19 protein-coding genes, 1 tRNA gene and 1 pseudogene are annotated in these 22,241 nt (G+C 67.9%); 10 read left to right on the top strand and 11 right to left on the bottom strand.

Features of this window, described 5'->3' with window-relative positions; all coding sequences use genetic code 11:
* Nucleotides 1-60: 60 nt before the first annotated feature.
* A tRNA-Thr gene (locus G554_RS0100675) sits at nt 61-136 on the top strand.
* A 298-nt stretch (nt 137-434) separates the two neighbouring features.
* On the opposite strand, the gene G554_RS13805 is transcribed toward G554_RS0100675, so the two are convergent.
* The 3 genes from G554_RS13805 to manA all read right to left on the bottom strand — a co-directional run bounded on the left by G554_RS13805 (nt 435) and on the right by manA (nt 3,355).
* Nucleotides 435-575, bottom strand: coding sequence for a hypothetical protein (locus G554_RS13805; protein WP_154654103.1), 141 nt, complete (start codon nt 573-575; stop codon nt 435-437).
* 565 nt (nt 576-1,140) lie between these two features.
* The gene (locus tag G554_RS0100685) at nt 1,141-1,605 is read right to left on the bottom strand and encodes an S-ribosylhomocysteine lyase (RefSeq protein ID WP_027586402.1); all 465 of its coding nucleotides are present in this window, start codon (nt 1,603-1,605) and stop codon (nt 1,141-1,143) included.
* Between the two features lie 523 nt (nt 1,606-2,128).
* The gene (manA, locus tag G554_RS0100690) at nt 2,129-3,355 is read right to left on the bottom strand and encodes a mannose-6-phosphate isomerase, class I (RefSeq protein ID WP_027586403.1); all 1,227 of its coding nucleotides are present in this window, start codon (nt 3,353-3,355) and stop codon (nt 2,129-2,131) included.
* A gap of 82 nt (nt 3,356-3,437) precedes the next feature.
* Here manA and G554_RS13815 point away from each other — a divergent pair, with 82 nt between their 5' ends.
* Nucleotides 3,438-3,773 carry a DUF3263 domain-containing protein gene (locus tag G554_RS13815; protein ID WP_425393321.1) on the top strand — a complete coding sequence of 112 codons (336 nt, stop codon included), beginning with the start codon at nt 3,438-3,440 and terminating at the stop codon, nt 3,771-3,773.
* A 19-nt stretch (nt 3,774-3,792) separates the two neighbouring features.
* Here G554_RS13815 and G554_RS0100700 read toward each other — a convergent pair whose 3' ends face one another.
* Together G554_RS0100700 and G554_RS0100705 are read right to left on the bottom strand one after the other, a co-directional pair.
* The gene (locus tag G554_RS0100700; RefSeq protein WP_036923866.1) at nt 3,793-5,142 is read right to left on the bottom strand and encodes an ATP-binding protein; all 1,350 of its coding nucleotides are present in this window, start codon (nt 5,140-5,142) and stop codon (nt 3,793-3,795) included.
* Between the two features lie 136 nt (nt 5,143-5,278).
* Nucleotides 5,279-6,328: a tetratricopeptide repeat protein gene (locus tag G554_RS0100705; RefSeq protein ID WP_027586406.1), complete on the bottom strand. Its 1,050-nt coding sequence runs from the start codon at nt 6,326-6,328 to the stop codon at nt 5,279-5,281.
* Nucleotides 6,329-6,684: 356 nt separating this feature from the next.
* On the opposite strand from G554_RS0100705, the gene groL reads away from it, so the two are divergent.
* The gene (gene groL, locus G554_RS0100710; RefSeq protein ID WP_027586407.1) at nt 6,685-8,325 is read left to right on the top strand and encodes a chaperonin GroEL; all 1,641 of its coding nucleotides are present in this window, start codon (nt 6,685-6,687) and stop codon (nt 8,323-8,325) included.
* A gap of 270 nt (nt 8,326-8,595) precedes the next feature.
* Nucleotides 8,596-9,642: an aspartate carbamoyltransferase gene (pyrB, locus tag G554_RS13820; RefSeq protein WP_036923868.1), complete on the top strand. Its 1,047-nt coding sequence runs from the start codon at nt 8,596-8,598 to the stop codon at nt 9,640-9,642.
* Nucleotides 9,643-10,048: 406 nt separating this feature from the next.
* Here the strand turns inward: pyrB and G554_RS0100720 are convergent, their stop codons facing one another.
* The gene (locus G554_RS0100720; RefSeq protein WP_084648192.1) at nt 10,049-11,404 is read right to left on the bottom strand and encodes a C1 family peptidase; all 1,356 of its coding nucleotides are present in this window, start codon (nt 11,402-11,404) and stop codon (nt 10,049-10,051) included.
* A 209-nt stretch (nt 11,405-11,613) separates the two neighbouring features.
* On the opposite strand from G554_RS0100720, the gene G554_RS0100725 reads away from it, so the two are divergent.
* A complete protein-coding gene (locus G554_RS0100725) occupies nt 11,614-12,297 on the top strand; it encodes a suppressor of fused domain protein (protein WP_027586409.1) in 684 nt (227 codons plus the stop codon).
* A gap of 123 nt (nt 12,298-12,420) precedes the next feature.
* Here the strand turns inward: G554_RS0100725 and fumC are convergent, their stop codons facing one another.
* The 3 genes from fumC to G554_RS13825 form a co-directional block, all read right to left on the bottom strand.
* Nucleotides 12,421-13,827 carry a class II fumarate hydratase gene (gene fumC, locus G554_RS0100730; RefSeq protein WP_027586410.1) on the bottom strand — a complete coding sequence of 469 codons (1,407 nt, stop codon included), beginning with the start codon at nt 13,825-13,827 and terminating at the stop codon, nt 12,421-12,423.
* A 50-nt stretch (nt 13,828-13,877) separates the two neighbouring features.
* A complete protein-coding gene (locus G554_RS0100735) occupies nt 13,878-14,738 on the bottom strand; it encodes a hypothetical protein (protein ID WP_154654104.1) in 861 nt (286 codons plus the stop codon).
* Nucleotides 14,739-14,819: 81 nt separating this feature from the next.
* A complete protein-coding gene (locus tag G554_RS13825; RefSeq protein ID WP_154654105.1) occupies nt 14,820-16,139 on the bottom strand; it encodes a chloride channel protein in 1,320 nt (439 codons plus the stop codon).
* 297 nt (nt 16,140-16,436) lie between these two features.
* Here G554_RS13825 and G554_RS0100745 point away from each other — a divergent pair, with 297 nt between their 5' ends.
* From G554_RS0100745 to G554_RS13835, 4 genes and pseudogenes are all read left to right on the top strand, one after another.
* Nucleotides 16,437-17,078 carry a hypothetical protein gene (locus G554_RS0100745; RefSeq protein ID WP_027586412.1) on the top strand — a complete coding sequence of 214 codons (642 nt, stop codon included), beginning with the start codon at nt 16,437-16,439 and terminating at the stop codon, nt 17,076-17,078.
* A 349-nt stretch (nt 17,079-17,427) separates the two neighbouring features.
* Complete coding sequence (locus tag G554_RS0100750) at nt 17,428-18,000, top strand: SAF domain-containing protein (RefSeq protein ID WP_051232100.1); 573 nt, start codon at nt 17,428-17,430, stop codon at nt 17,998-18,000.
* Entirely contained in the window at nt 18,000-18,923 is a 924-nt protein-coding gene (locus G554_RS13830) for a CpaE/TadZ family protein (protein ID WP_154654106.1), read from the top strand. Before G554_RS0100750 ends, G554_RS13830 begins: the two co-directional genes overlap by 1 nt.
* Nucleotides 18,924-19,165: 242 nt before the next feature.
* Nucleotides 19,166-19,783 (top strand): annotated as a pseudogene (locus tag G554_RS13835) (secretion protein); the annotation flags it as partial.
* A 23-nt stretch (nt 19,784-19,806) separates the two neighbouring features.
* Here the strand turns inward: G554_RS13835 and G554_RS16515 are convergent.
* The gene (locus tag G554_RS16515) at nt 19,807-20,580 is read right to left on the bottom strand and encodes a hypothetical protein (protein ID WP_154654107.1); all 774 of its coding nucleotides are present in this window, start codon (nt 20,578-20,580) and stop codon (nt 19,807-19,809) included.
* Between the two features lie 89 nt (nt 20,581-20,669).
* Between G554_RS16515 and G554_RS17030 the strand changes: the two genes are divergently transcribed.
* The gene (locus G554_RS17030) at nt 20,670-21,389 is read left to right on the top strand and encodes a TIGR02391 family protein (RefSeq protein ID WP_084648193.1); all 720 of its coding nucleotides are present in this window, start codon (nt 20,670-20,672) and stop codon (nt 21,387-21,389) included.
* On the opposite strand, the gene G554_RS13845 is transcribed toward G554_RS17030, so the two are convergent.
* Nucleotides 21,386-21,790: a hypothetical protein gene (locus G554_RS13845; RefSeq protein ID WP_154654108.1), complete on the bottom strand. Its 405-nt coding sequence runs from the start codon at nt 21,788-21,790 to the stop codon at nt 21,386-21,388. The two genes, G554_RS17030 and G554_RS13845, sit on opposite strands and share 4 nt — an antisense overlap.
* Nucleotides 21,791-22,241: the final 451 nt, after the last annotated feature.

The following is a 22,241-nucleotide window of genomic DNA, read 5'->3' on the forward strand; positions in this document are numbered from 1 at the left end:
GCTGTCACAATGTGAGCTGGTTCTCGCGAGGCGCCACGACGGGTCGAGCGCAGATCCGATGCCTCTGTAGCTCAGTTGGTAGAGCGCCGCTCTTGTAAAGCGATGGTCGCGGGTTCGATTCCTGTCAGAGGCTCCACCGAAACACCTGGTCAGACACCGTTTTCCTGAGGACGTCACGACATTCCACAACAGACCGTGTCCTCGAGACGTCCTCGAATGACTCAGTCCTGGCTGCCGTGACCCCCTCCGCGCCGACCTCGACCACCCAGCTGTGGAGCCCTGCCCCGAGGTCTCCAGCAGTGCGCACCCCCACAAGGGCATTGCTCGCAGCTCCGTTGCCATGACGGCAACGATTTCCCGGTTCACCCCGACAGCAGTTCACATTTTACCTATGCTCAAGCTATGAAGTTCTATGTCAAGGCTATGAAAATGCCTCATCGAACCGGGATCATCGGCGTCCTCGGGCTCGTCGGTACTGCCGTGCTGTTCGCAGGGTGCAGCGGTCCCAGCAGCGTCTCGACGACGAGTACGCCGGCCATCAGTGCGGCCGCCACCACTGCCTCGTCCGCAGCCACGTCTGCGACCCTCACGCCATCGGCAAGTACGTCTGCGACCCTCACGCCATCAGCGACCACGTCTGCGACCCTCACACCATCGGCAGGTGGACTCGCATCCGGGACCACGACACAGCAGACCCATTCGGCATCCGACCAGCCCGGAGCCGACGGAGCATGCGGTGCCCTGCACGGTGCGGGCACCCAGTACCTGCAGGGCCAGCTGTACGTGGCCTCGGGCACCATCGGCTGCGATGAGGCCAACGCCATCCTGAACGGTTACCTGACGGGTCCCGTGGAGGGAAGTGGACACATTGGCAACTTCAAGGGGTTCGAATGTGGCAGGGACAACCGTCCGAGCGCTGAGGTGAAGGCGGAGTGCGAGAAGGACGGAATCAGGTTGGAGGTCAGGTAGCAGGGCAGGACGCCATGCCTGCCTCAGGACTGCCAGCTGATCGATCCGGGGGTCCCGGGGGTGGATCCATCGTGTGATGGAGCCACCTCTCCTGGCGACTGACCACGACTTGCGGCCGGGCTGATGAGGTACCGGGACCTCCCCCGATCACTGAGCGGAGTGGTCTTCGCCTCAGGCCATCACCTGTTGCCACTCGGACCGGTGGGCCAGCATCTGCCGGGCGGCCTCCTTCGCACCTTCCAGACTGTGATGGGCTCCCCAGCCGCACTGGGTGGTGTTGGCGGCAGGCACAGCTTGGAGGGCGAGGATGTCGTTGAGGGTGGCCTCCACCAGATCGCAGGTGGCGGGCACATCCGGCTCGCCGACCATGATGAGGTAGAAACCGGTCTGGCATCCCATCGGACCGAAGTCGATCACCGAGTCGCTGTGGTTGCGGACGCACTCGGCGAAGGAGTGCTCCACCGAGTGCACCGCATCCATCTCCAGATGCGCGGCGTTCGGCTGGCAGAACCGCACGTCATACTTCGTCAGGGTGTCGCCGGCCGGCAGATGCTTGACATCGGCTACCCGGATGAAGGGTGCCGCCACCTTGGTGTGGTCCAGGTTGAAGCTCTCGACATTCATCTTCTGCGTCATGGGTCCATCATTGCGCGGTGCGCCGCAGGGGCCACTGTCTCCGGTGACATTCCGTGCCTCGGCACCGGGCGCCTGCGCGGAGGGTGGACACGCGGCATCCGCCCGTCGCCGGACAGCACCACCGCCATCGCCGCCATCGCCGCCACCCCGGCGACCGACCATCCCGCCGTGCTCCACGGTGATCAGCAGCTTTTCCTCGGCGCTCAGCGTCGACCCGGCGTACCGGGCGACGACCTGCTCGCGCAGGGCGGACTCGTCCCCCGAGCTGATCCGGGCCAGCAGCTCGGCGTCGCTGGCGGTGGTGGTCTCCATGCCCTACTGTCGCGCGGGCAGGCTCAGATGGATCACTCCGGCGGGCACGAATCCGGGCCGGCCACCGGACCGGGCTGTCCAGCAGGCCACGGAGCCCTTCCGAGACGGCCTGCGGGCCGGTGCCCTGGAGCACTCCGACGGTTCCGACCCCGACAGAGGTCCGCGGGGCGACCCGGGGCATCCGGGGCCCCACGCCAGCGCGGGCCAGGACTCAGATCCGCAGGCCCACCCCATCGGGGTCCAGCCCCGAGCTCACCACGAATCCGTCGCAGTTGCCCTGGATCTGAACCTGTTCACCGGCCGGCACCCACAGCGCCTGGCCGCGCACGATCTCCTCGGTGGAGGCAGCGCTGGAGCAGACGAGGTGGCCGCCGATCACCATCACGATCCGGGGCTGATCTGTTGCCGGCAGCAGCGTGGCAGGAACCAGCCGGGCACCTGCGGGCCGCAGCCGGATGGACCACAACCGGCACTCCGGACGCCCGGTCGGATACTCGGCGAGCACCTCGGAGTCGCCATCCGCGTGCGGCTCGACCACCGCCGGAGGCCCGGAGCTGAAGTCCACGATCCGCACCAGCGAGTCGACGTCGATGTGCTTGGCGGTCAGCCCTCCGCGCACCGTGTTGTTCGAGTTCGCGGCGACCTCCACCCCGGTGCCCCGAAGATAGGTGTGCATCGTCCCCGGCGGTACCCGGAGCCCCTGACCGGGGGACAGATGCACGCGGTTGAGCAGCAGCGCGGCCAGGATCGATGGGTCACCGGGGTGGTGCTCGTCGAGCTCCACGGCAGTCCGCGAGAACAGCCCGAGCTCCCCGGCGTCGTCCAGATGGTTGACCGCGGCCGAGACCACCTCGCCGACCAGTTCCAGCCGGTAGCCGTCACCGGCCAGGCAGTCCAGGAAGACCTCGGCCAGCCCCGCCGCTCCCGATCTCTCGGTGAGCGGCCCGTAGACCGCGTCCAGGGAGGCTCGCACCCCCAGTCCGTCGAGCAGCTCGCGGGTCCGGCGCGGTTCCCGGAAACCACACAGCGCCTCCACCTCGCTCAGCGCCACCATCAGCTCCGGGCGTGGCCAGTCATCGACGAAGGTCCGCTCGCCGGCAGAGACCCCGCCGGCCTGCTCGTCGTCGAGCCCCGTGCAGGCGTCGTGGGAGTCGGGATGGGCCTGGAGGCTCAGCGGTCTGGCGGCCGACAGGATCTTCAGCAGGAAGGGCAGTCGGTCTCCGAAGAACGTCCGGCAGGCCTCGCCGAGCTCCTCGGGATGGCTTCGCAGGTGGTCCGCCAACGGCGTCCGGTCGGCCAGTGTGGAGGAGGAGGACTCATAGGCTCCCAGCCAGTACTCGGCCTGCGGGCTGCCGTCTGGTTCTACTCCCAGAATCCGTGCGATGGCGTCGGTCGACCCCCACGCATAGTTCTGGACGGTGCCCCCGAGGCGCTCCATCGTGTCCCCTTCTCACTGTGTTCCCGGGCACCTCGTTGTGCTCGAGCCCCTCCCATCATGGCACGCCCATACACTGGAGGCCGTGAGTGAGGTTGCCGGCCAGGACGAGAACCGCGGTGCTCCGGGGGAGGACGCCGCCGCCCCCGGTCCGGTCGCCGGCCCGGAGGTCCACGTACTGGATCCGGCGGACGCCGCCATCCTCGATCTGGAGGACGCCTGGCAGCACGGCAGGCTGTCGGGTGACAAGGCCACCGTCATCCACGACCGGCTGGAGATCTCCTCGCCGCGCTACCACCAGCGGCTCAACGGCCTGCTGGACGATCCCGACGCCGCCGGCTATGCACCGGCTCTGGTCAACCGGCTGAGGCGGGTCCGTGAGGGGAGTCGGCAGGCCAGATCGGCCCGTCGTCTGGGCTGAGGTCCACCCGGGTCGGGGTTCACATCAGGTGGTGCGACTTCATGTATGTCCGAAGCTCCGCGTGGGTGCCGTCGTCGGACCCGTACTCCAGCATGTTGCGGGCCGAGGAGAACCACGAGTTCATCGACGGCTGGACCTGCTTGAGAGCAGCTCCCAGATCGGCCATCGTGATCATCCGGGTGCGCCCCGACGACACGCTGTCCATCAGCGCGTGCTCGGCGGCCATGTCGCAGGCGTAGGCGATGTCGGCCGAGGAGAACCCCTCGCTGCGCCTGGCCAATGAGGCCAGGTCGATCGCCTCGACCGGACGCTGCTTGAGGTGCAGGGTGAAGATCGCCGCTCTCGCCGACTCATCGGGGGGCAGTACCAGGATGGTGCGGTCCAGGCGTCCGGGGCGGCGCAGCGCCGGGTCGATGTCCCAGGGCTGGTTGGTGGCTCCCAGCACGAAGATCGAGTCGTTGAGGGAGTCGACGCCGTCCAGCTCCACCAGCAACTGGTTGATCGTCGAGCGCATCGCCGCTGAACCATGGGTCTGCGAACGGCGTCCTCCCAGGGTGTCGACCTCGTCGAGGAAGACGACCATCGGCGCGTTCTGCCGGGCGAACTGGAACAGCTCGTGGACCGACTCCTCGCTCTGGCCGATGTAGGGCCCCAGCACATCGGAGATCGAGATCGACAGGAACCCGGTGCCGAGCTCGCCGGCCAGCGCACGGGCGATGTAGGTCTTGCCGCAGCCCGGCGGGCCGTACATCAACAGGCCGCCCTTGAGGCTCTTGCCGTAGAGACGTCGCATCTCCGGGTTGCGCATCGGCGCCAGGAAGGAGGCATTGATGCGGTCCTTGACCGAGGCCATCCCGGCGACCTGGGCCAGTCCGAAGTCGGGCCTCTCGACGTCGAGGGTGCCCTCGCCCAGCTCGGCCGGCTGGTCGCCGAGGAACATCGGCTCGACGAGGTCGGAGACCTCCTGCTCGGCGGCCGACCAGTCGAAGCCCTGGTGGTCAGGGGTCTGAGCGTTCGGGCCGTCGGGGGTCTGGGGATCCGGGTCATCGGGGGAGGACGCCGACCTCTCCGATCCCGTCGGGTCCTCCTGCGGGGGAGTCGACTCCACGGCGTCCGGCCGGGATCCGGAACGCCGGGGGGCCGGTCGGGCAGCCGGATCCTGGGGAGCGGACTGCTGGCCCAGCGCCCGGCCCATCAGCGCCCGGGCATCGGCACTGTTGGGGTCGGCCACCAGGGCCCTCCCACACTCGGCGATGGCCGCCGCGGCGTCCCCCTCGTCCAGCAGCAACCCGGCCAGATGAAGACGCAGCGGGACGTCGTCGGGGGCGGCCTCGACGGCGCGACGCAGGCTTTCGATCAATGGATTCACGGCGTCTCCTGATGAGCTTTCCGGTCCTGCCAGCGAGGGTACTTGGTCGGGCTGGACCGGTGCTCGGCTGTCAGCGGCGCAGCGACGCCGGGCCCTGCCACCGAGGGTGGTGCCACCGGGAGAGCGGGCCGAGGGCTCAGCGGGTCCGCGTGGTCACCGCTTTCCTCAGCCGTCCGACCAGCCCGAAGACGATCAGGCCCACCATCGCCACCAGCACCAGCATCGGCAGTGGGTTGTGGTACTGGCGATCGAACAGCCAGCGCACCGTCGAGTAGATCGTCTGGCAGTACAACAGCAGGCCCCATCCCATCACCAGGAGCACGCCGCTGTCGCCGCGCAGGATGGAGACCACCTTCCGCCGGGTCTGGCCGCGCGAGAGCCTCGGCCAGGCCAGCACCTGCGCCGCCACCAGGATCACCGGAAGCACCGCCCCGATCGGAGCCCAGCTCGGACCGCTGCGCAGGATCTGGCCCCAGATGATCGACAGCCCCAGGCCTGTCCCCAACCAGGTGAGAATCACCCGGTTGAGAGAGCCGAGCAGGATCCGGTGGGCCACCTCGGCGGTGCCCTTCTGTCCCATCGCCTCATTGGCGGCCCGGTTTGCCAGGTCCAGGGCTCGCTGATGATTGCCGGAATCGGCCTCCAGGGCCGCCAGCGCCTTGACCGCCTCCGGCTCATCGGGGTGCTCGCCGACCACCCGGCGGACGATCTGCAGACCCTCGACCCGGCGCCCCAGCATGAACAGGCAGTACCCCCGACGGACCTGGGCCTGCCACAGCTGGGTTCCCAGCCACAGTGCCCGGTCCACCGCCTCCAGGCTGGCCTGGTACTGCTCGGCGTTGAACAGGCAGTCCGACATCGACAGATGGACCTGGATGTTGTCGGGATCCAGTTGCAGGGTTCGGCCGGCCGCGGTCGCCGCCTCGGCGGGGGTGGCGTGGTGGGCCAGCACGAAGGTGAGTTGCACCCAGGCCTCCGCCCAGTCCGGGTGGTCGGCCACCAGCGCCTGGCCGCGGAGACGGGCCCGATCGGCGTCCACCCCCTCCAGAGCCATCACCTCGTAGAGTCGGGCCAGCGGATTGTCGGGATCGTGGGCCAGCACCGGACCGATGTAGCGCAGTGCATTGGCGTCCTGGCCGAGATCGATGAGCTGCGCGGCGGTGCCCAGAGCGGCGTCGTCATCCATCTGATCTCCTCCCGGCAGGAACTGGGTCAGCTCCCATTGTGCCTGCAGTGCGGCTGGCGGATCCCGGGCGGCTGCCGGCAGTGCTCCCGGATCGCAGTGACCAGGCCTTTGCACTCCCTTGGGTCGAGTGCTAAAAATGACCTTGGCACTCGAACTACGAGAGTGCCATCGCAGTGGCCGGTGTTGCGAGCACCGGCGGCAGCGAACTCCTTCCGGTGATGAGATCACCAGATCGTCCGTCGCGGGCATCTCGGGAGGCCGCACATCGCGGGGTCGGAGGATCCCGCACATGCACATATATGCAGACCTGACGTCCAGGGCCCAACGGCCCGCAGGAGCGGAGGACTCCCCAACACATGGCTAAGCTCATCGAATTCAACATCGAGGCCCGCCGCGGGCTCGAGCGGGGTATGAACACCCTTGCCGACGCGGTGAAGGTCACCCTCGGCCCCAAGGGCCGCAATGTCGTCCTGGAGAAGTCCTGGGGCGCCCCCACCATCACCAATGACGGCGTCTCGATCGCCAAGGAGATCGAGCTCGCCGATCCTTACGAGAAGATCGGCGCCGAGCTCGTCAAGGAGGTCGCCAAGAAGACTGACGACGTCGCAGGCGATGGCACCACCACCGCCACCGTGCTGGCCCAGGCGATGGTCCGCGAGGGCCTTCGCAATGTCACCGCCGGCGCTAACCCGCTGAGCCTCAAGAAGGGCATCGAGACCGCCGTCGAGGCGATCACCGGCCGGCTCGCCGAGATGGCCATCGACATCGAGACCAAGGACCAGATCGCCGCCACCGCGTCGATCTCGGCCGCTGACACCACCGTCGGCGACGTCATCGCCGAGGCGATGGACAAGGTCGGCAAGGAAGGCGTCATCACCGTCGAGGAGTCCAACACCTTCGGGCTGGACCTCGAGCTCACCGAGGGCATGCGCTTCGACAAGGGCTACATCTCCCCGTACTTCGTCACCGACACCGAGCAGATGGAGGCCGTCCTGGACGACCCCTACATCCTCATCGTCAATTCGAAGATCTCCGGTCTGAAGGACCTGCTGCCTGTCCTGGAGAAGGTCATGCAGTCCAGCAAGCCGCTGCTGGTGATCGCCGAGGACGTCGAGGGTGAGGCCCTGGCCGGCCTGATCGTCAACAAGATCCGCGGCACCTTCAAGTCGGTGGCCGTCAAGGCCCCGGGCTTCGGAGACCGTCGCAAGGCCATGCTGGCCGACATCGCCATCCTCACCGGTGGCCAGGTCATCTCCGAGGAGGTCGGCCTGTCCCTGGACGCCGTCACCCTCGACCTGCTGGGCCGCGCCCGTTCGGTGCGGGTCACCAAGGATGAGACCACCATCGTCGACGGTGCCGGGGACTCCGAGCAGATCGCCGGCCGGGTCGCCCAGATCCGCACCGAGATCGAGAACTCCGACTCCGACTACGACCGCGAGAAGCTCCAGGAGCGTCTCGCCAAGCTGGCCGGCGGCGTCGCCGTCATCAAGGTCGGCGCGGCCACCGAGGTCGAGCTCAAGGAGCGCAAGCACCGCATCGAGGACGCCGTCCGCAATGCCAAGGCCGCTGTCGAGGAGGGCATCATCCCCGGCGGTGGTGTCGCCCTGATCCAGGCCTCCCAGGCTGCCGAGGTCTCCGGCCTCGAGGGTGACGAGGCGACCGGCGCGCAGATCGTCTTCGACGCCTGCACCGCCCCGCTCAAGCAGATCGCCGTCAATGCCGGCCTGGAGGGTGGCGTCGTGGCCGAGAAGGTCGCGAACCTGCCTGCCGGTCAGGGCCTCAACGCGGCCACCGGCGAGTACGTCGACATGGTCAAGGCCGGGATCATCGATCCCGCCAAGGTGACCCGCTCCGCCCTGCAGAACGCGGCCTCCATCGCGGCCCTGTTCCTCACCACCGAGGCGGTCATCGCCACCAAGCCCGAGCCCGCCAAGGCTCCCGCCGGTGCCGGTGATGACGGCATGGGTGGCATGGGTGGCATGGGCGGGATGATGTGATCCAGCCCTGCTGACCGGGCAGCCGACCCCCTCGCATCCCCTGTCGGGGTCGGGGAGTCGGGTGGCCGGTCTCAGGTCACAGCCCCAGGAGGCGGTCCCGTTTCGGGGCCGCCTCCTGACGCTGTCCGGAGGTTCTGAGTTCTGGCCCGGGCGGCGTCTCCCAGCTGTGGGCGATAAGCTGCCGGCGAATCCCGCAGTGCACCCTGAGCGAGTGCATGAGCAGCCAGCCTGTCACCCAACCTGTCATCCAGCCGAAGGAGCAGCCCCGCCATGGCCAGGACCCCCGATCAGTTCCCTCCCTTCGGACCGGGACGTCATCTGCTGAGCGTCCAGCAGCTCGACCGGGCCATGCTCGGACAGATCTTCGAGCTCGCCGAGGTGGTCGACCCGATCGCTGCCGGCACCGTGCGATGCACCGTGCTGGACGGGGCGGTACTGGGCAGTCTGTTCTTCGAGCCCTCCACCCGGACCCGGCTGAGCTTCGAGTCGGCCTTCCTGCGGCTGGGCGGCGAGGTCACCACCACCACCGGTTTCACCTTCTCCTCGATGGCCAAGGGGGAGTCGATCAGCGACACCTCGCGGGTGGTCTCCGGGTACTCCGATGTGATGGTGGTCCGCCATCCCGACGAGGGCTCGGTGGCCGAGTTCGCCCGCGCCTCGGTGGTGCCGGTGATCAACGCCGGCGACGGCACCGGGGAGCATCCCAGCCAGGCGCTGCTGGACCTCTACACCCTGCGCACCGAGCTCGGGAGGCGCGGCAAGTCGGTCGACGGTGCCACCATCGCCATCGTCGGTGACCTCAAGTACGGCCGGACCGTGCACTCCCTGATGAAGCTGCTGACGCTGTCGAGGGACATCACATTCCGGCTGTTCAGCCCGCCCAGCCTGGAGCTTCCGGTCGATATCGAGCGCTACGTCGTCGAGCGTGGTCATCGCATCGTCGAGGCCGATTCGGCCACCGAGGCGGTTGCCGGGGCGGATGCCGTCTACGCCACCCGGGTGCAGCGCGAGCGGATGACCGAGGAGGTGCTCACCAGCGCCAATGTCACCGGGAACCTGCTCAACCGGGCGATGCTGCACGAGGCCGACGCCGAGGAGATCATCATCATGCACCCGCTGCCGCGCGACTCCCGGATGGACTCCTTCGATCTGTCCACCGATGTCGACGAGCTGCCCGGCCTGTCGATCTTCCACCAGACCGACAACGGGCTGCGGATCCGGATGGCGATCTTCCTGGTGGCGATGGGATGTTCGGCCGATGCCGTGAAGGCGGCCACCAAGAACCAGAGCTGGGACGCCACCCTGGACTGGGACTGAGCTGAGGGTGTCGGCCGGGTTTGGACTGGGGCTGAGTTGAGGCTGTCGGATGGGCCTGGTGACCCATTCTCCCCATCTCCCCCTCCCCAACCTCGACGTTGATCCAGTTTCTCCTCGTTGATCCAGCTACAACGGGATCAACGAGGAGAAACTGGATCAACGCGGTTGTCTGGGCAGGGGAGCTGCGCCTGTCGGCAGGCAGGTCGGGCAGCGAGACCGGTCGCCCGGCCACGGGCCGGCAGACGACCGCTGCGCACCTGAGGCCGCCCAGACCTGCGCAGATCACTCCCCAGAGCGGGGTTTCTGCAGCGATCTCTGCAAGAAACCCCGTCTGGGGAGTGATCTGCGCAGCCGTCGGCGGATACCGGGGGTCGCGACTCTCGGCGGATACCGGGGGTCGCGACTCTCAGGCCAGGGTCCCCATCGGGTCCCAGGCCGGCAAGGCCAGCGGCTCCTCGGTCACGGCGGCCTTGAGATCCTCGGGCAGTGAGTCGATCCGAACCACGACCTCGAAGACGTAGTTGCTGAACCAGCTGTCGTCCATCGTGAAGTAGCCCTTGTCGCCGGGCTGATCCCCCCACGAGTTCTCCACCCGCCAGCGGCGCGGCAGGCCATCAGCGATGTCGACGCCGGTGAACAGCATGGCGTGGTTCATCGCCGACTCCCCGGAGACGACACGCTCCTCCTTGGTGGTCGACAGGTCCACCCCGAACAGCCCGGAGTAGTCGTGCAGGTCCCCGACCAGCAGGCCGGAGGTGCGGTCGGACTGCTGGGAGACGTCGGCACCGAACCAGACCGGGTCGCCGGCCACGATGGTGTCGGCGGCCAGCTTCTTGATGACGTCCATCGGCGCATTGATGTACCGGATGTCCCGCCCACCGACGACATTGCCCAGGTGCTCGACCGTCAGGGCCCGGCCCTTGGGGTGCTCGCTGCGAGGGTCGTCGACCAGGCAGACGTACTCCGACAGATCGATGCCGACGTGGCGCTGGTAGAACTCGGCAGGGGTGAGGGTGCCATCGGTGTGGTACTGCCCGTCGTCGTCCTGCCAACCGAACTCGAAGGTCGACGGCGGGTTGCCCAGGCTGATCACCAGGATCCGCCAGACATCGGCGAGCACACCCTCGCGGGCGGCGTCCAGGTCCTCGGGGCCGGCCCCGGAGGAGGCGAGCTCGCGCAGGTTCAGGGCGCTGCGGCGCAGCAGGGTCTGGAGCTGGGTGTCCATCCGGTGGGTGTTGGAGGAGGGCTGGGTCTCCGGCATCGCCTGCTTCGGGATGACGCCGTGCTTCTGGTAGATCGACACCGCCATGTCCCACTGGCCGCCATCACCCTCGACCTCGCGCAGCATGAACTGCACCAGGCGGGAGTCCAGCGACTCGGAGGCGGTGGCGATGATGTCGTTGAGGAAGAAGTTGGCGCGCTCGAACTTGTCCCAGAACATCGCGTAGTTCTGGGAGAACTCGAAGTCCTTGACGCCGAGGTTCTTGCGGGCGGTGGCGCGCAGCAGGTTGAGCGAGGAGAACAACCAGCAGCGTCCCGAGTGCATCTGGGCGGTGACCGCCCAGTTGTCCAGGCGGTTGGAGACGACCTTGGGGGTGCCGACGATCTTGGCTCGGTCCAGGGCCGACTCGTCGATCCCCGAGCGGGTCACGGCGTTGAGGGCCAACCTCAGGCTCGGGTCCAGATCGGCCTCGGCGACCTTGTCCAGGAGCTCCTGGCCGACGGTCCCGGCGGATGTGTGAGAAGTCGTGAGAGTGGTCATGGTCTCTGTTGTATCTCACCGACCCCAGAACTCCGAAAACAGTCCCCGCCGGTCGGATCCGGGACCCCTGGGCGCCCCGCGGGACCGCCCATGAGGTCGACCGGCAGGGTGCCGGTGATGGACCCCGATCGGTGCTGGCGGTGATGTCGTGGAAGGTGGGGGTCGCGGGTCACCGTGGCCCTGTCCTCGACCCGCAATAAGATCGAGCAATGAGCAATGACGATCACATCTCGGATGCCGCACGACTTCCCGGCGGACTCGATCCGGTGGATCCCAAGGATCTTCCGGCCGACGTCGCCTCCCCGGAGGCGCTGCCGCCCACCGGCCCGGCGGTGGTCGAGGCTGCGGTCAAGGCGATCGGCGGTGAGCCGGAGGTCGAGGGGATGGTCGACGCCGGGGCCAGGACCCGAGTCGACGTCCTGACCTGTCGCAACGCCCCGGTGCCGGGGTGGACGACGTGGTCCACCGTGACCCTGCACACCGAGCACAATCCACTGCCGATGGTCTCGGGCGAGACCGTCGAGATCCGTGCCGAGTTGATGACGGTCGGTCTGCCCGGCTCCGATGTGATGGGCAAGGTGCTGGGATCATGCGCCTTCGCGGTGCTGCAGGATCACTGGATGATGGCCCCCGGAGTGGTCTTCGGTGACGTCGTCTCCCTCTACGACCCGGACACCACCACCCCGCACCTGATGTGGGCGCACCCCTTCACCGCCACCGAGCTGGGTTCGGTGCCGATCGACGAGCAGCTCACCGTGCACTGGCTGGTGGGAATGCCGATCACCGAGGCCGAGCGCCGGTGGATGGAGTCCCACGACTACGACGCCTTCGCCAACCTGCTGGACGAGCACCAGGTCACCTACTCCGACCTGCGCCGCAAGTCGGTGGTCTGAGCCCACCGGTCCCGGACACAACAGTCCGCCGGTGCCGCACGGATCTGCGTGCGGCACCGGCGGACTATTCTGCAGGAGGCCTGCTGCGCCGGCCACCACCGGTGGTCGGCGGTCGGGACTACCTCACTCGGCGGCCGAGGGGTGGGTCATGTCGGCCGGAACCACCCACTTGTCGAAGTCCTCGGCGCTCATACCGCCGACCGTCAGGGCGGACTCTCGCAGCGAGATCCCCTTGTGGTGGGCGTTCTTGGCGATCTTGGAGGCCAGGTCGTAGCCGATGTGGCGGTTCAGGGCCGTCACCTGCATGAGGTTCTTGTCCAGATTCTCCTGAATCCTCGGCATATTCGGCTCGATGCCGTAGGCGCAGTGCTTGTCGAAGGACACGCAGGTGTCGGACAGCAGTCGGATCGACTCCAGGCAGGCGTGGGCCATCACGGGCTTGAACACGTTGAGCTGGAAGTTGCCCTGGGAACCGGCGAAACCGACGGTGGCGTCGTTGCCGAAGACCCGGGTGGCGACCATCGTCATGGCCTCGCACTGGGTCGGGTTGACCTTGCCGGGCATGATCGAGGAGCCGGGCTCGTTCTCGGGAATGAGCAGCTCGCCGATGCCGTTGCGGGGGCCCGAGGCGTACCAGCGCACGTCGTTGGCGATCTTCATCAGCGCATCGCCGAGCACCCGCAGGGATCCCGACACCTGCACCAGAGCGTCGTGGGCGCTCAGTGCGGCGAACAGGTTGGCCGCCTGGGTGAACTCCAGGCCGGTCTCCTCGGTGACGTGCTTGGCGACGGTGACGCCGAACTTCGGGTGGGCGTTGAGGCCGGTACCCACAGCGGTGCCGCCGATGGCCAGCTCGCGGGCCCGGGAGTCGGCGTAGTGGATGCCGTCCAGGGCGAAGTCGAGCTGGGCCACCCAGCCGGAGATGACCTGTCCCAGTCGGATCGGCGTGGCGTCCTGCAGGTGGGTGCGGCCGACCATCACGACGTCGTCGTACTGCTTGGCCTTGGCGTCCAGGGTGTTCCGCAGCTGCGTGACGGCCGGATAGAGCCGCTCATTGATCTGGGTGACGACGGCGATGTGCATCGCGGTCGGGAAGGTGTCATTGGAGGACTGACCGCGGTTGACGTGGTCATTGGGATGGACGGGGGTCTTGGAGCCCTTCTGGCCCCCGGCGATCTCGATGGCGCGGTTGGAGATCACCTCATTGGTGTTCATATTCGACTGGGTGCCCGAGCCGGTCTGGAAGACCACCAGCGGGAACTCCGCGTCGAGCTTGCCCGCGATGACCTCGTCGGCGGCGGCCACGATGAGGTCGGCGACGTCGCCGGGCAGCTCACCGAGCTCCTTGTTCGCCAGCGCGGCGGACTTCTTGAGGGTGCCCAGGGCACGGATCATGTCGCGGCCCCACACGAAGGTGTCGCGCCCGATCTCGAAGTTGTGGAGGGAACGCTCGGTCTGGGCCCCCCAGTAGTGATCGGCAGGCACCTCGATCGTGCCCATGCTGTCTTTCTCTTCACGCATCTCTGCCATGGGACTCAGCCTACTGAGGCTCCTCGGCGTCCGGTCGGCCGGGGACCGGCTCAGCGGTGCGGATCGGCGCCGGCCCCACTGGAGTGGGTCACGGTGGTCGGTTGGAGTGCGTTCTGCAGCAGACAGCTGCCCGACCCCAACAGGGATGACGCCGTCAGGCTGGAACCGAGCACGCTCGCCGAGGCCAGCGAGGTGCCGATGGCGCTGGATCCGCCGGAACCCGACCGGATCGCACTCGACGGGGTGGGTGCCGACGGTCGAGCAGGATGCGATCGTGCCGGGGCCGGTCGTGCGCTCCCCGACCGGCGGGGGGATCCCGGCAGAGCGAGGTCGTCCAGGCTGATGTCGGAGCCTGGCCGCATCCGCGAGACGGCGTCATCCAGGCTGATGTCGGAGCCTGGCCGCATCCGGGAGACGGCGTCATCCAGGTCGATCTCGCTGCCGGGTGCGGAGTAGCCGACGGTGGCCGATGCCGGCTGCTGGGTCGGTCTGCGGGGCGCCGGGGTTCGGGGGTCGGAGGCTCTCGCGACGACCCGCCGGGCTGCTGAGTTCTGGTGGCCGGAGTTCACAGATGCCGGCGCCGGGTAACCGGTGGGCTGGTAGCCCAGCGTCTGGTAGGGCTGGACCACCATCGGCGGCGCCTGGGTGAAGGGCTGCGTGGTGTGCTGGGGACCCCCGAGGCTCTGCTGCTGGTAGCCCTGCTGGTGCTGCTCCTGGCTGATGCGGGCCGAGAGTCGCCGTGTTCTGGCAGCTGTTCCAGTGGCGAGGATCGCTGGTAGCAGGAGCAGGCCGCAGAGGATGACCCAGATCACCGTGCCGCCACCGTTGCGGACCATGATCGTGATCGCGATCAGTGCGATCAGGAGGACGCCCACAGTGTTGCGACGGCGTCCGGGTGTATTGGCTGCCATGCACAGATTCTACCGGCTGTCGGCGGCCTGCCGGTGCGGGTGGGGGGATGCACAGGTCGTGGCGGTGCGCCGACTCACGAGCTAGTGGCCGGATGGGGCTCCTGGGCGCAGTATCCGAACAGCCCTCCAGCGGGCCCAACTGCGCAGTACCAGCCACCGGGCCGCCCAGGTGAGGGCGACACCGACGGCGGTGGCCGCGATCATCACCGGCGGAGCCTTGACCAGTTCGAGGGCGAAGGCCGCCGCGAACAGTGGGGCCCGCTGGGTGACGGCCAGCAGGCAGGCGGCCCCGACCACCGCCAGCACCGCGATCTCCGAGGGGCTGCGATGACCGGAGAGCAGGCCGACCGCGGCCCCCAGGCAGGCGCCCAGTGCCAGTGCGGGGGTCAGCAGACCGCCATTGGCGCCCAGTCTGAGGGCGATGTGAGTGGCCACCCATTTGGCCACTCCCATCAGCAGGACGCCGCCGAGCACCACCCCACCGGCCAGCACCCCGGTCGGCACGCCCGGCGGGGTGAGCACCGTCTGGACGACGATCTGGCCATTGCCGGGAACCTGGGGGATGGCCACGGCGATGGCGGTGACCAGGGCCGAACCGAGCGGCACCGCCCACCACACCCGCTCGGCCGGGGGAGTGCGGGACTTGGCAGCGTCATTGGTCCATCCGAAGGCGGCACCGACCACCAGGGCGATCACCGCGACCGCCACCAGCCACCCTGCCAGCCGGCCCAGCATCGGCGCCGACAGGGTGAGGCTGGGCAGCCGGTAGATCGGATGGTTGTGGTTGAACAACCAGGCCGTCATGGTCGCCAGCACCGAGACGCCGGCGGCCGCCAGCACCTCCAGCCAACCCCGCCTGGTCTTGAGGTCCGGCTTGAGGATCAGCTCCAAGGCGTAGAACATTCCCGCCGCCGGGACGTCGTAGACCGCCGACAGACCTGCGGCCGAGGCCGTCGCGATGACAGTTCGGCGTCCCTCCGGTCCCAGCTTGATCCGGTCGGAGATCGTCTGGCCGAGGAAACCGGCGACCTGACGAGGTGCGGTCTCGCGGCCCAGCGAGGTGCCCGAGCCGACCACGATGAGCTGGGCGAGGGCGTCGATCAGGGTGGCGGGGGTGAGCCGGGTGGTGGAGCCGACCCTGACCGCCTGGTTCACCGAGGCGATCGGGCCGCGGCGCCGCAGCCGCCACCAGATCAGGCCCGCGATGACACCACCGATGAGAGGTGCGCTGAGGCGCCGCCACAGGGGGACGCCAGCGACCCCGGTGGGGTCGACGAAGTAGTGGTCGCCCATCGCCAGGGTCTCGATGCCGACGTTGGTGAGGCTGAGCAGGCCTCCCGCGAGACCGGCCAGCAGACCGGCGAGCAGCACCGCGACAACAATGCGAAGGGCACGGGACACGCCTCAGACCGTACCGGTTACGGACTCGGCCCCCGAATGCGTGTCGGCAGACGGGAACTGCGCTGTGAGCATCGCGGGGTCTGCCACCTCATCGAGCGATTCCCGGCTCCGCCGGTTCGGGCTCACGCCGGTGAGGCCTCACCGTGCGTGTGCGATCATGACGGGGTACCCTGCTGCGATCCGCCAGGTATCGGGTGTGAACATCGGGTGTGAATCAGGTGGAGTTCGCGATCAGCGGGAGTGAGTGTGACACAGCGGGGGACGGGATCGCGACGGCGGTCGGGCGGCATCATCCCGATGGTTGTGGCCACTGTGCTGTCGGCACTGATGGTGACCGGTTGCAGCTCCTCGACCCCCGACGTCTCCCCCTCGCCCAGTCCGTCGCCCTCGGTGACAGCGGAGGGCCCCTGGAAGGACGCCGCGTGGGCGGTCCCCGTGGTGAGCACCGGTACCCGCCTCGGTGAGGTCTCCGACAAGCGGATCCGCATCATCGTCTACCAGGTCGCCACTGCGAAGGCGCCCACCGACTCGGAGATGGTGGATGTCTCCGATGGTCAGCCGCTGATCGCCAAGGGTGACCCGATCGTGCTGCTGAGATATGTCGTCACGAATATCTCGAAGGACCCGATCAATCTGGGGATCGGCACGGTCTCACTGACCACCAGCTACCCCGACTGGTCGTGGAACCAGGGGTTGGTCGGCGTCCGGGCCCCGGAACTGATGGCCCGGCACAAGCTGTTCACCACCCCGTTCAAGGACGGCACCGCCCGGCCGCCCTATGTGCTTGGCCCCGGTGAGTCCTTCATGATCGGTCAGAACGTCGCATATGAGAAGGCCGAGCTGCTGCAGATCACCGCCGCAGTGGTGGTCAGCGACAACTCGGGCAGCGAGGATGCCAGCCTGTCGTGGACCCTCAAGGGTTCAGTTCACCTGCTCTGACACTGTCCACAATTGTCCACCGGGGTGTGGACAACTCGGCATTTCTCTGTGGACAACCCGACCGGGGGTGTGGACTTCACCACATCGACGGGAGTTGTCCACAGATTTGGCGACGATTGCTTGAGTCGGGTGGGGGCCTGAGTTTACCTTTCTGCGCATGTCGACAGGCACCACGCAGCGCCACTCCGCGGGTCGCGGTGATGCTGGCGGCCGCCCCGCCGCGGGGAGCCGGAGGGGCTCCGCCCGGCCGGCTGGTTCGACCTCCGGATCGGCCCGGAACCAGCCACAGCAGCCGTCGACGCTGAGCGGCCGCCCCGATCTCCGGCCGCTGCCGAACCGGCGCTCCCCGATGCTCATCGTCGCCGGGGTGTTGTGCGCGGTACTGGGGGCCCTCGGCGGGGCCTTCGCCTGGACCCAGGCAAGTCGGGCCGAGTCGGTGCTGGTGATGACCAGGGATGTGGCCCGCGGTGAGCAGATCCGCCACGGCGACCTCGGCGTCGTCTCGATCTCGGTCGGTGACCAGGTCGAGACGCTGCCCGCCTCCCAGCTCGACCAACTGATCGGCCACTCGGCGTTGGTCGACCTGCCTCGCGGTGCTCTGCCGGGAGCCCGAGCGGTCGGGGACCTGCCGGTGCCCGCCGGGACTGCCCAGCTGGGCCTCAAACTGCCCGGCGGACGGGTGCCCGCCTCCTCGATGCCGGCCGGGACCCGGATCAGTGTCGTGGAGGTGGCCGATGCCGATGCGCAGGGGGCGGCGAGCGGGATCCCGCGAACCTTCGAGGCGACCGTCTCGCAGGGCCCGGTGCGTGCCGAGGACCGCACCAGCTGGTTGCTCGATGTCCAGGTCAAACAGGCCGACGCCGCCGTCATCGCCGACCTGGCGGCGCGTGACCGGGTCGCCGTGATCGTCAGGGGGCCGTGATGGCCATCCTGCTGTTGTGCAGTGCTGCCGGGGCCCCCGGGGTCACCTCCACCGCTCTGGGACTGGCTCTGTGGTGGCCGCGCGAGGTGGTTCTGGTGGACGCCGATCCGCACCCCAACCACGCTGTGGAGGCCGGCTACCTGGGTGGTCGCGGGCGCACCGGGGCAGGTCTGGCGGAGCTGGCCCGGTGCCATCGCCAGGGTGGTGAACTCACCTCGGCGCTGTGGTCAGAGCTCATCGCGCTGCCGCATCCAGATGGGGCCGAGGAGCCCCTGGTCCACTATCTGGCCGGCTTCGGCCATCCCGCCCAGCCGGCCCTCTTCCAGAGGATCTGGCCGGATCTGGCCGCATCCTTGGCCGAACTGGGCCGGGCCGGCGTCGATGTCATCGTCGACCTCGGCCGGGTGTCCTCCCCCGGCGCCGGTTCGGGCCCGGCCGGCGGGATCCCGGCCGAACTGGCTGCCCGGGCCTCGGTGCTGGGGGTCGTGTCACGGACCGGGCTGCGGCCGCTGGCCGGCCTGAGCCTGCACCGTGAACAGCTGGACACCATCGCGAAGGCCTCCACCGCCTCGGTGGGGCTGATCCTGGTCGGGGCGGGTCAGCCCTACTCGGCCGGTGAGATCCAGGCCGAGTTCGGTCTACAGGTGCTGGCCGAGGTGGTCGCCGATCCGCGGGCCGCGGCGGTGCTGTCGGACGGGGTCGGGGTGGTGTCGGGATCGATCCCGCACCGGTGGCGCCGGGGCCGCTATGTCTCGTCATTGCGCCACGCCGCCGGCTCCTTGCACAAGCAGCTGGCTCAGCATGCCGGGATCGCCGAACACGATGTGATCGCCCTGTCCGCCGATGACGTCGATGCGCAGCCGGGGGGCGAGGACCTCCCCCCGGAGATCTCTGCGCCGGTGGGAGAGGGGACGAGGCCATGAACCTGCCACGCCGTCCTGCGGCCGGCCCCGCCGGCCCCGCCAGCCCATCGGGCCCCGCCAGCACGTCCGACCCCGCCATCCAGTCCAACCCGGTCGGCGGTGCCGGGCCGCCCCTGTCGGAGGTGCTCGCCCGGGTGGCCGCGATCCCTGAGTCCACTCCGGTCCCGGCCCGGCCAGCTGGCAGGATCGGCGTCTCCGGCTTCTGCGCCCCGCCCTCCTTCGGGGTGTCCTCGGATCCGGTGATGCCAGCACCGGGGCCGTCGGGCCCGCCGCGGAATGGCCGGCCAGCCGCTCTGGCCGCGGGCGCGGCAATCACTGGCGTGCCGGGCTGGAGGGCGCAACGTCCGCTGCTGCCAGGAGCCACGGGCCGGTTCTCCGGCCCAGGCGACCCGGGCCCGGTGGACTGGGGTCTGGTGGTCCGGCTGCGCCGTGAGGCCAGCGAGCGGATCAGCCGGGAGCGGGTCAACCATCGGGAGCTGCACGGCGTCGACCTGGAGTCCGAGGACCTGCGGATGCTCGGCGAGTCGGTGATCCGGCAGGTGGTGCACTCCCACGCAGAACGGCTGGCCGCCACCGGCGAGGCGCTGTGGTCCCTCGACATCGAGTCCCACCACGTCCAGGTGGTCAGCGACGCGATCTTCGGATACGGCAGGCTCCAGCCGCTGTTCGAGATTCCGGATGCGGAGAACATCGAGATCAACGGCTGTGACCGGGTACTGGTGCAGTTCCCCGACGGGCACCGCGAGGAGCGACCTCCGGTGGCCGACTCCGACCAGGAACTGGTGGAGGCGATTCGATTCCTCGGGGAGTCGGCCAGTCCGCCGCGGCCTTTCGACGACGCCCACCCGACCATGACGGTGGGAGATTCTCAAAACCCTCTTAGCTAGGGGATGCAGGGGTCGAAGAGATGGTGCTTCCCCCGGCACTCAATTGGATTTCCCCTGAGGTCCGCACGGCCTGATGCGAAAGAGCTTGTGAGGTAGCGAATGAGGGTGAGTCCTGAAGGAAGTCCAGCAACGACTGGAGGGCAGGCTCTGGGAGGGGAGAAGCCGCTGTCGAGCGCCAGAGCGATGCTTTCCCGGAGTTCGGGTGTGAGCTGTTCCGAGTCGCTGATGTCGACTTCGGCTAGGGCAGCCCGGAGCTGGACGGCGTAGGTTTCAGCTGCTGCGGCCTGGGCGAGGTACCCCTTCAGCTCGTCGCTGGTGATGGTGGGTCGCTCAGTGTCCGGTTCAGGTACGTCGACGCTGCGACTGACTTCAACTAGCTCCGTTGGGTCGCTTTGGTGCCGTCGAAATCTGCGGTGCTCCCAGACAAGGCGTGACTTGGCCCTGACGTGACTGATCGCACGCTCGGTCAGTTCGTCGCCGTTCTCCTGCCAGAACTGGTCGAACGCATCCATGACACCTTGAAGGCCCGCTTCGAATATCAATGCCGGAATGGAGGGCCTCTCGGAGCTGTCGTCTACATCCATGTCGTCCGCGACTGCGTAGCCCGGGAGGTCACTGTAGGAGGCAGGGCGTGACTCGGTGGGGCCGAGAACCGCGTTGGTGAGGTCATCACGCAACAGGTCCCGGTCAGCTCCAGGTGTGCCGCGAGATCGGGACAGGTGCGTGCCTCTTGGCACCCGGACCCAGCGAAGCTCCTCATCATCATCCATGACCGACAACGTAGGGCCGCGCAGTGCCGACAGTGGTTCTGTTCTCTGAAGCCCAGCAGGTTGTCAGTCCTCACTCGTAGGCTTCCGGCATGCTCCCCCTTGAAGACATCCGGAACTTGCCCCTCCCTGACTTGGCCATGAAGTTGCTGGCCACCCTCCGGCGTGAGCAGGTCAACTTCAACAACCTGGTTCAGGGCTTCCGCAACCAAGGTGGCTATGGCGCCCCTCAGCCACCAGACCTGGACGCGTTGTTGGAGCGCCTGTCAGATGCGTGGGCTTGGCTCGAAGCACATGCTCTGATCGGCCCGTCCTCATCCAATCCGGGCGGGAAGTCTTGGCAGCGGCTCACAGCATTGGGGGAAGAAGCAGCACAAGACCCAGCTGCTGCTGCGAAAGTGTGGGCCGGGGAACGCTTGGCGGGAGAACTTCATCCGGCGCTGTCATCAGCCAAGACCAACTTCGCTCTGGGTGATTATGAGACCGCTTCCTTCGCGGCAATGAAAGCCGTAGAAGTTGAGGTGCGGCGGGTCGCTGAGCAGGCCAACGAACTCTTGGGCGTCGCTCTCATGCGCAAGGCGTTCAGCCCAAAGGGTGGGGTGCTGGTCGACGCCGACGCTGAAGGAGGAGAACAGCAGGCTATGGCCGACCTGTTCGCTGGTGCCATCGGCGCATACAAGAACCCAGCCAGTCACCGGACAGTCCGGTTTGAGGACCCCATGGAGGCCGCAGAGGTGATCCAGCTAGCGGACCTGCTGCTACGAATCGTCGGTAGGGCCGAACGACGCCGGAACTCGCAGGCAGTTAGCTAGGCGCTCCACGTCTGGCAGCTGTAGCCGCCTTCTTTGGTCACCAAGACCACATGGACTTCCGCTGACCCTGGGCTTCGCTGGGTCTGACCTAGCAGCTCGCGATAGCGGGGAGTATCAGGCAGGACGACGAGTGATTCCCATGAAGGCTGGGCGTCGCGCAGGATCAGCGCGGCGTGGATCGCTTTGCCGAAAGAAATCTTCGCCTGACCGTTGGGCTTGGCCCGCTTCTTCTCACCAACCCGCTTAGGGTCCGCGTAGCCCTCCAGCGGAAAGCCCTTCACCTCTCCGCCCAGGCGCCGTTCGCCCTTGTGGGCAATCACGTCGACCCCATGCTCGCGGGAGGCTGTATTCGCTAGGCGATCAATCTGCCACCCGTGGAGCATGAGGAGTTCTGCGAACACATCCTGGACGGCGCCCTCCCACGGCCATTCTTCCAAATTAGCCCAAGTCATAGTGGTTCAGGGATCGCCGGATTGCGGGCTTGAGAATGGATTGGACGAGGTCCTCTCCCTCTAGCTTTGGAGGCTGGGGGGTGATTGCGGTGGCCATGAACGCCCCAACGGCTGTCCGGTCCCAGCCTCGCTGGGGCGCACTCCCTGACGATTCGGAATCTCCTGCGAGGTCCATTAACTCCCTGGCCTCCAGCCTGCGGCTCCAGGCCACGACGGTGAGGTGCATCTCATCCCGCCAGCCCTGACCCCCTAGCTCTCGATTGGCCGATACTGGGCGCGTGGACACAGAGACCTCGCGTCCCAACGCGTGTGTTCGATGGACCCGCGGGTCCTCTGTACTGCAAAGATCGTCAGCGGCTTCCTGCATCCGGTCCCAGATCGCCTGTTCGTCGGTTGGTGC

Origin of the sequence: Acidipropionibacterium thoenii DSM 20276 (assembly GCF_000423445.1) — a bacterium.
In the GTDB taxonomy this organism is placed as follows: Bacteria; Actinomycetota; Actinomycetes; order Propionibacteriales; family Propionibacteriaceae; genus Acidipropionibacterium; species Acidipropionibacterium thoenii.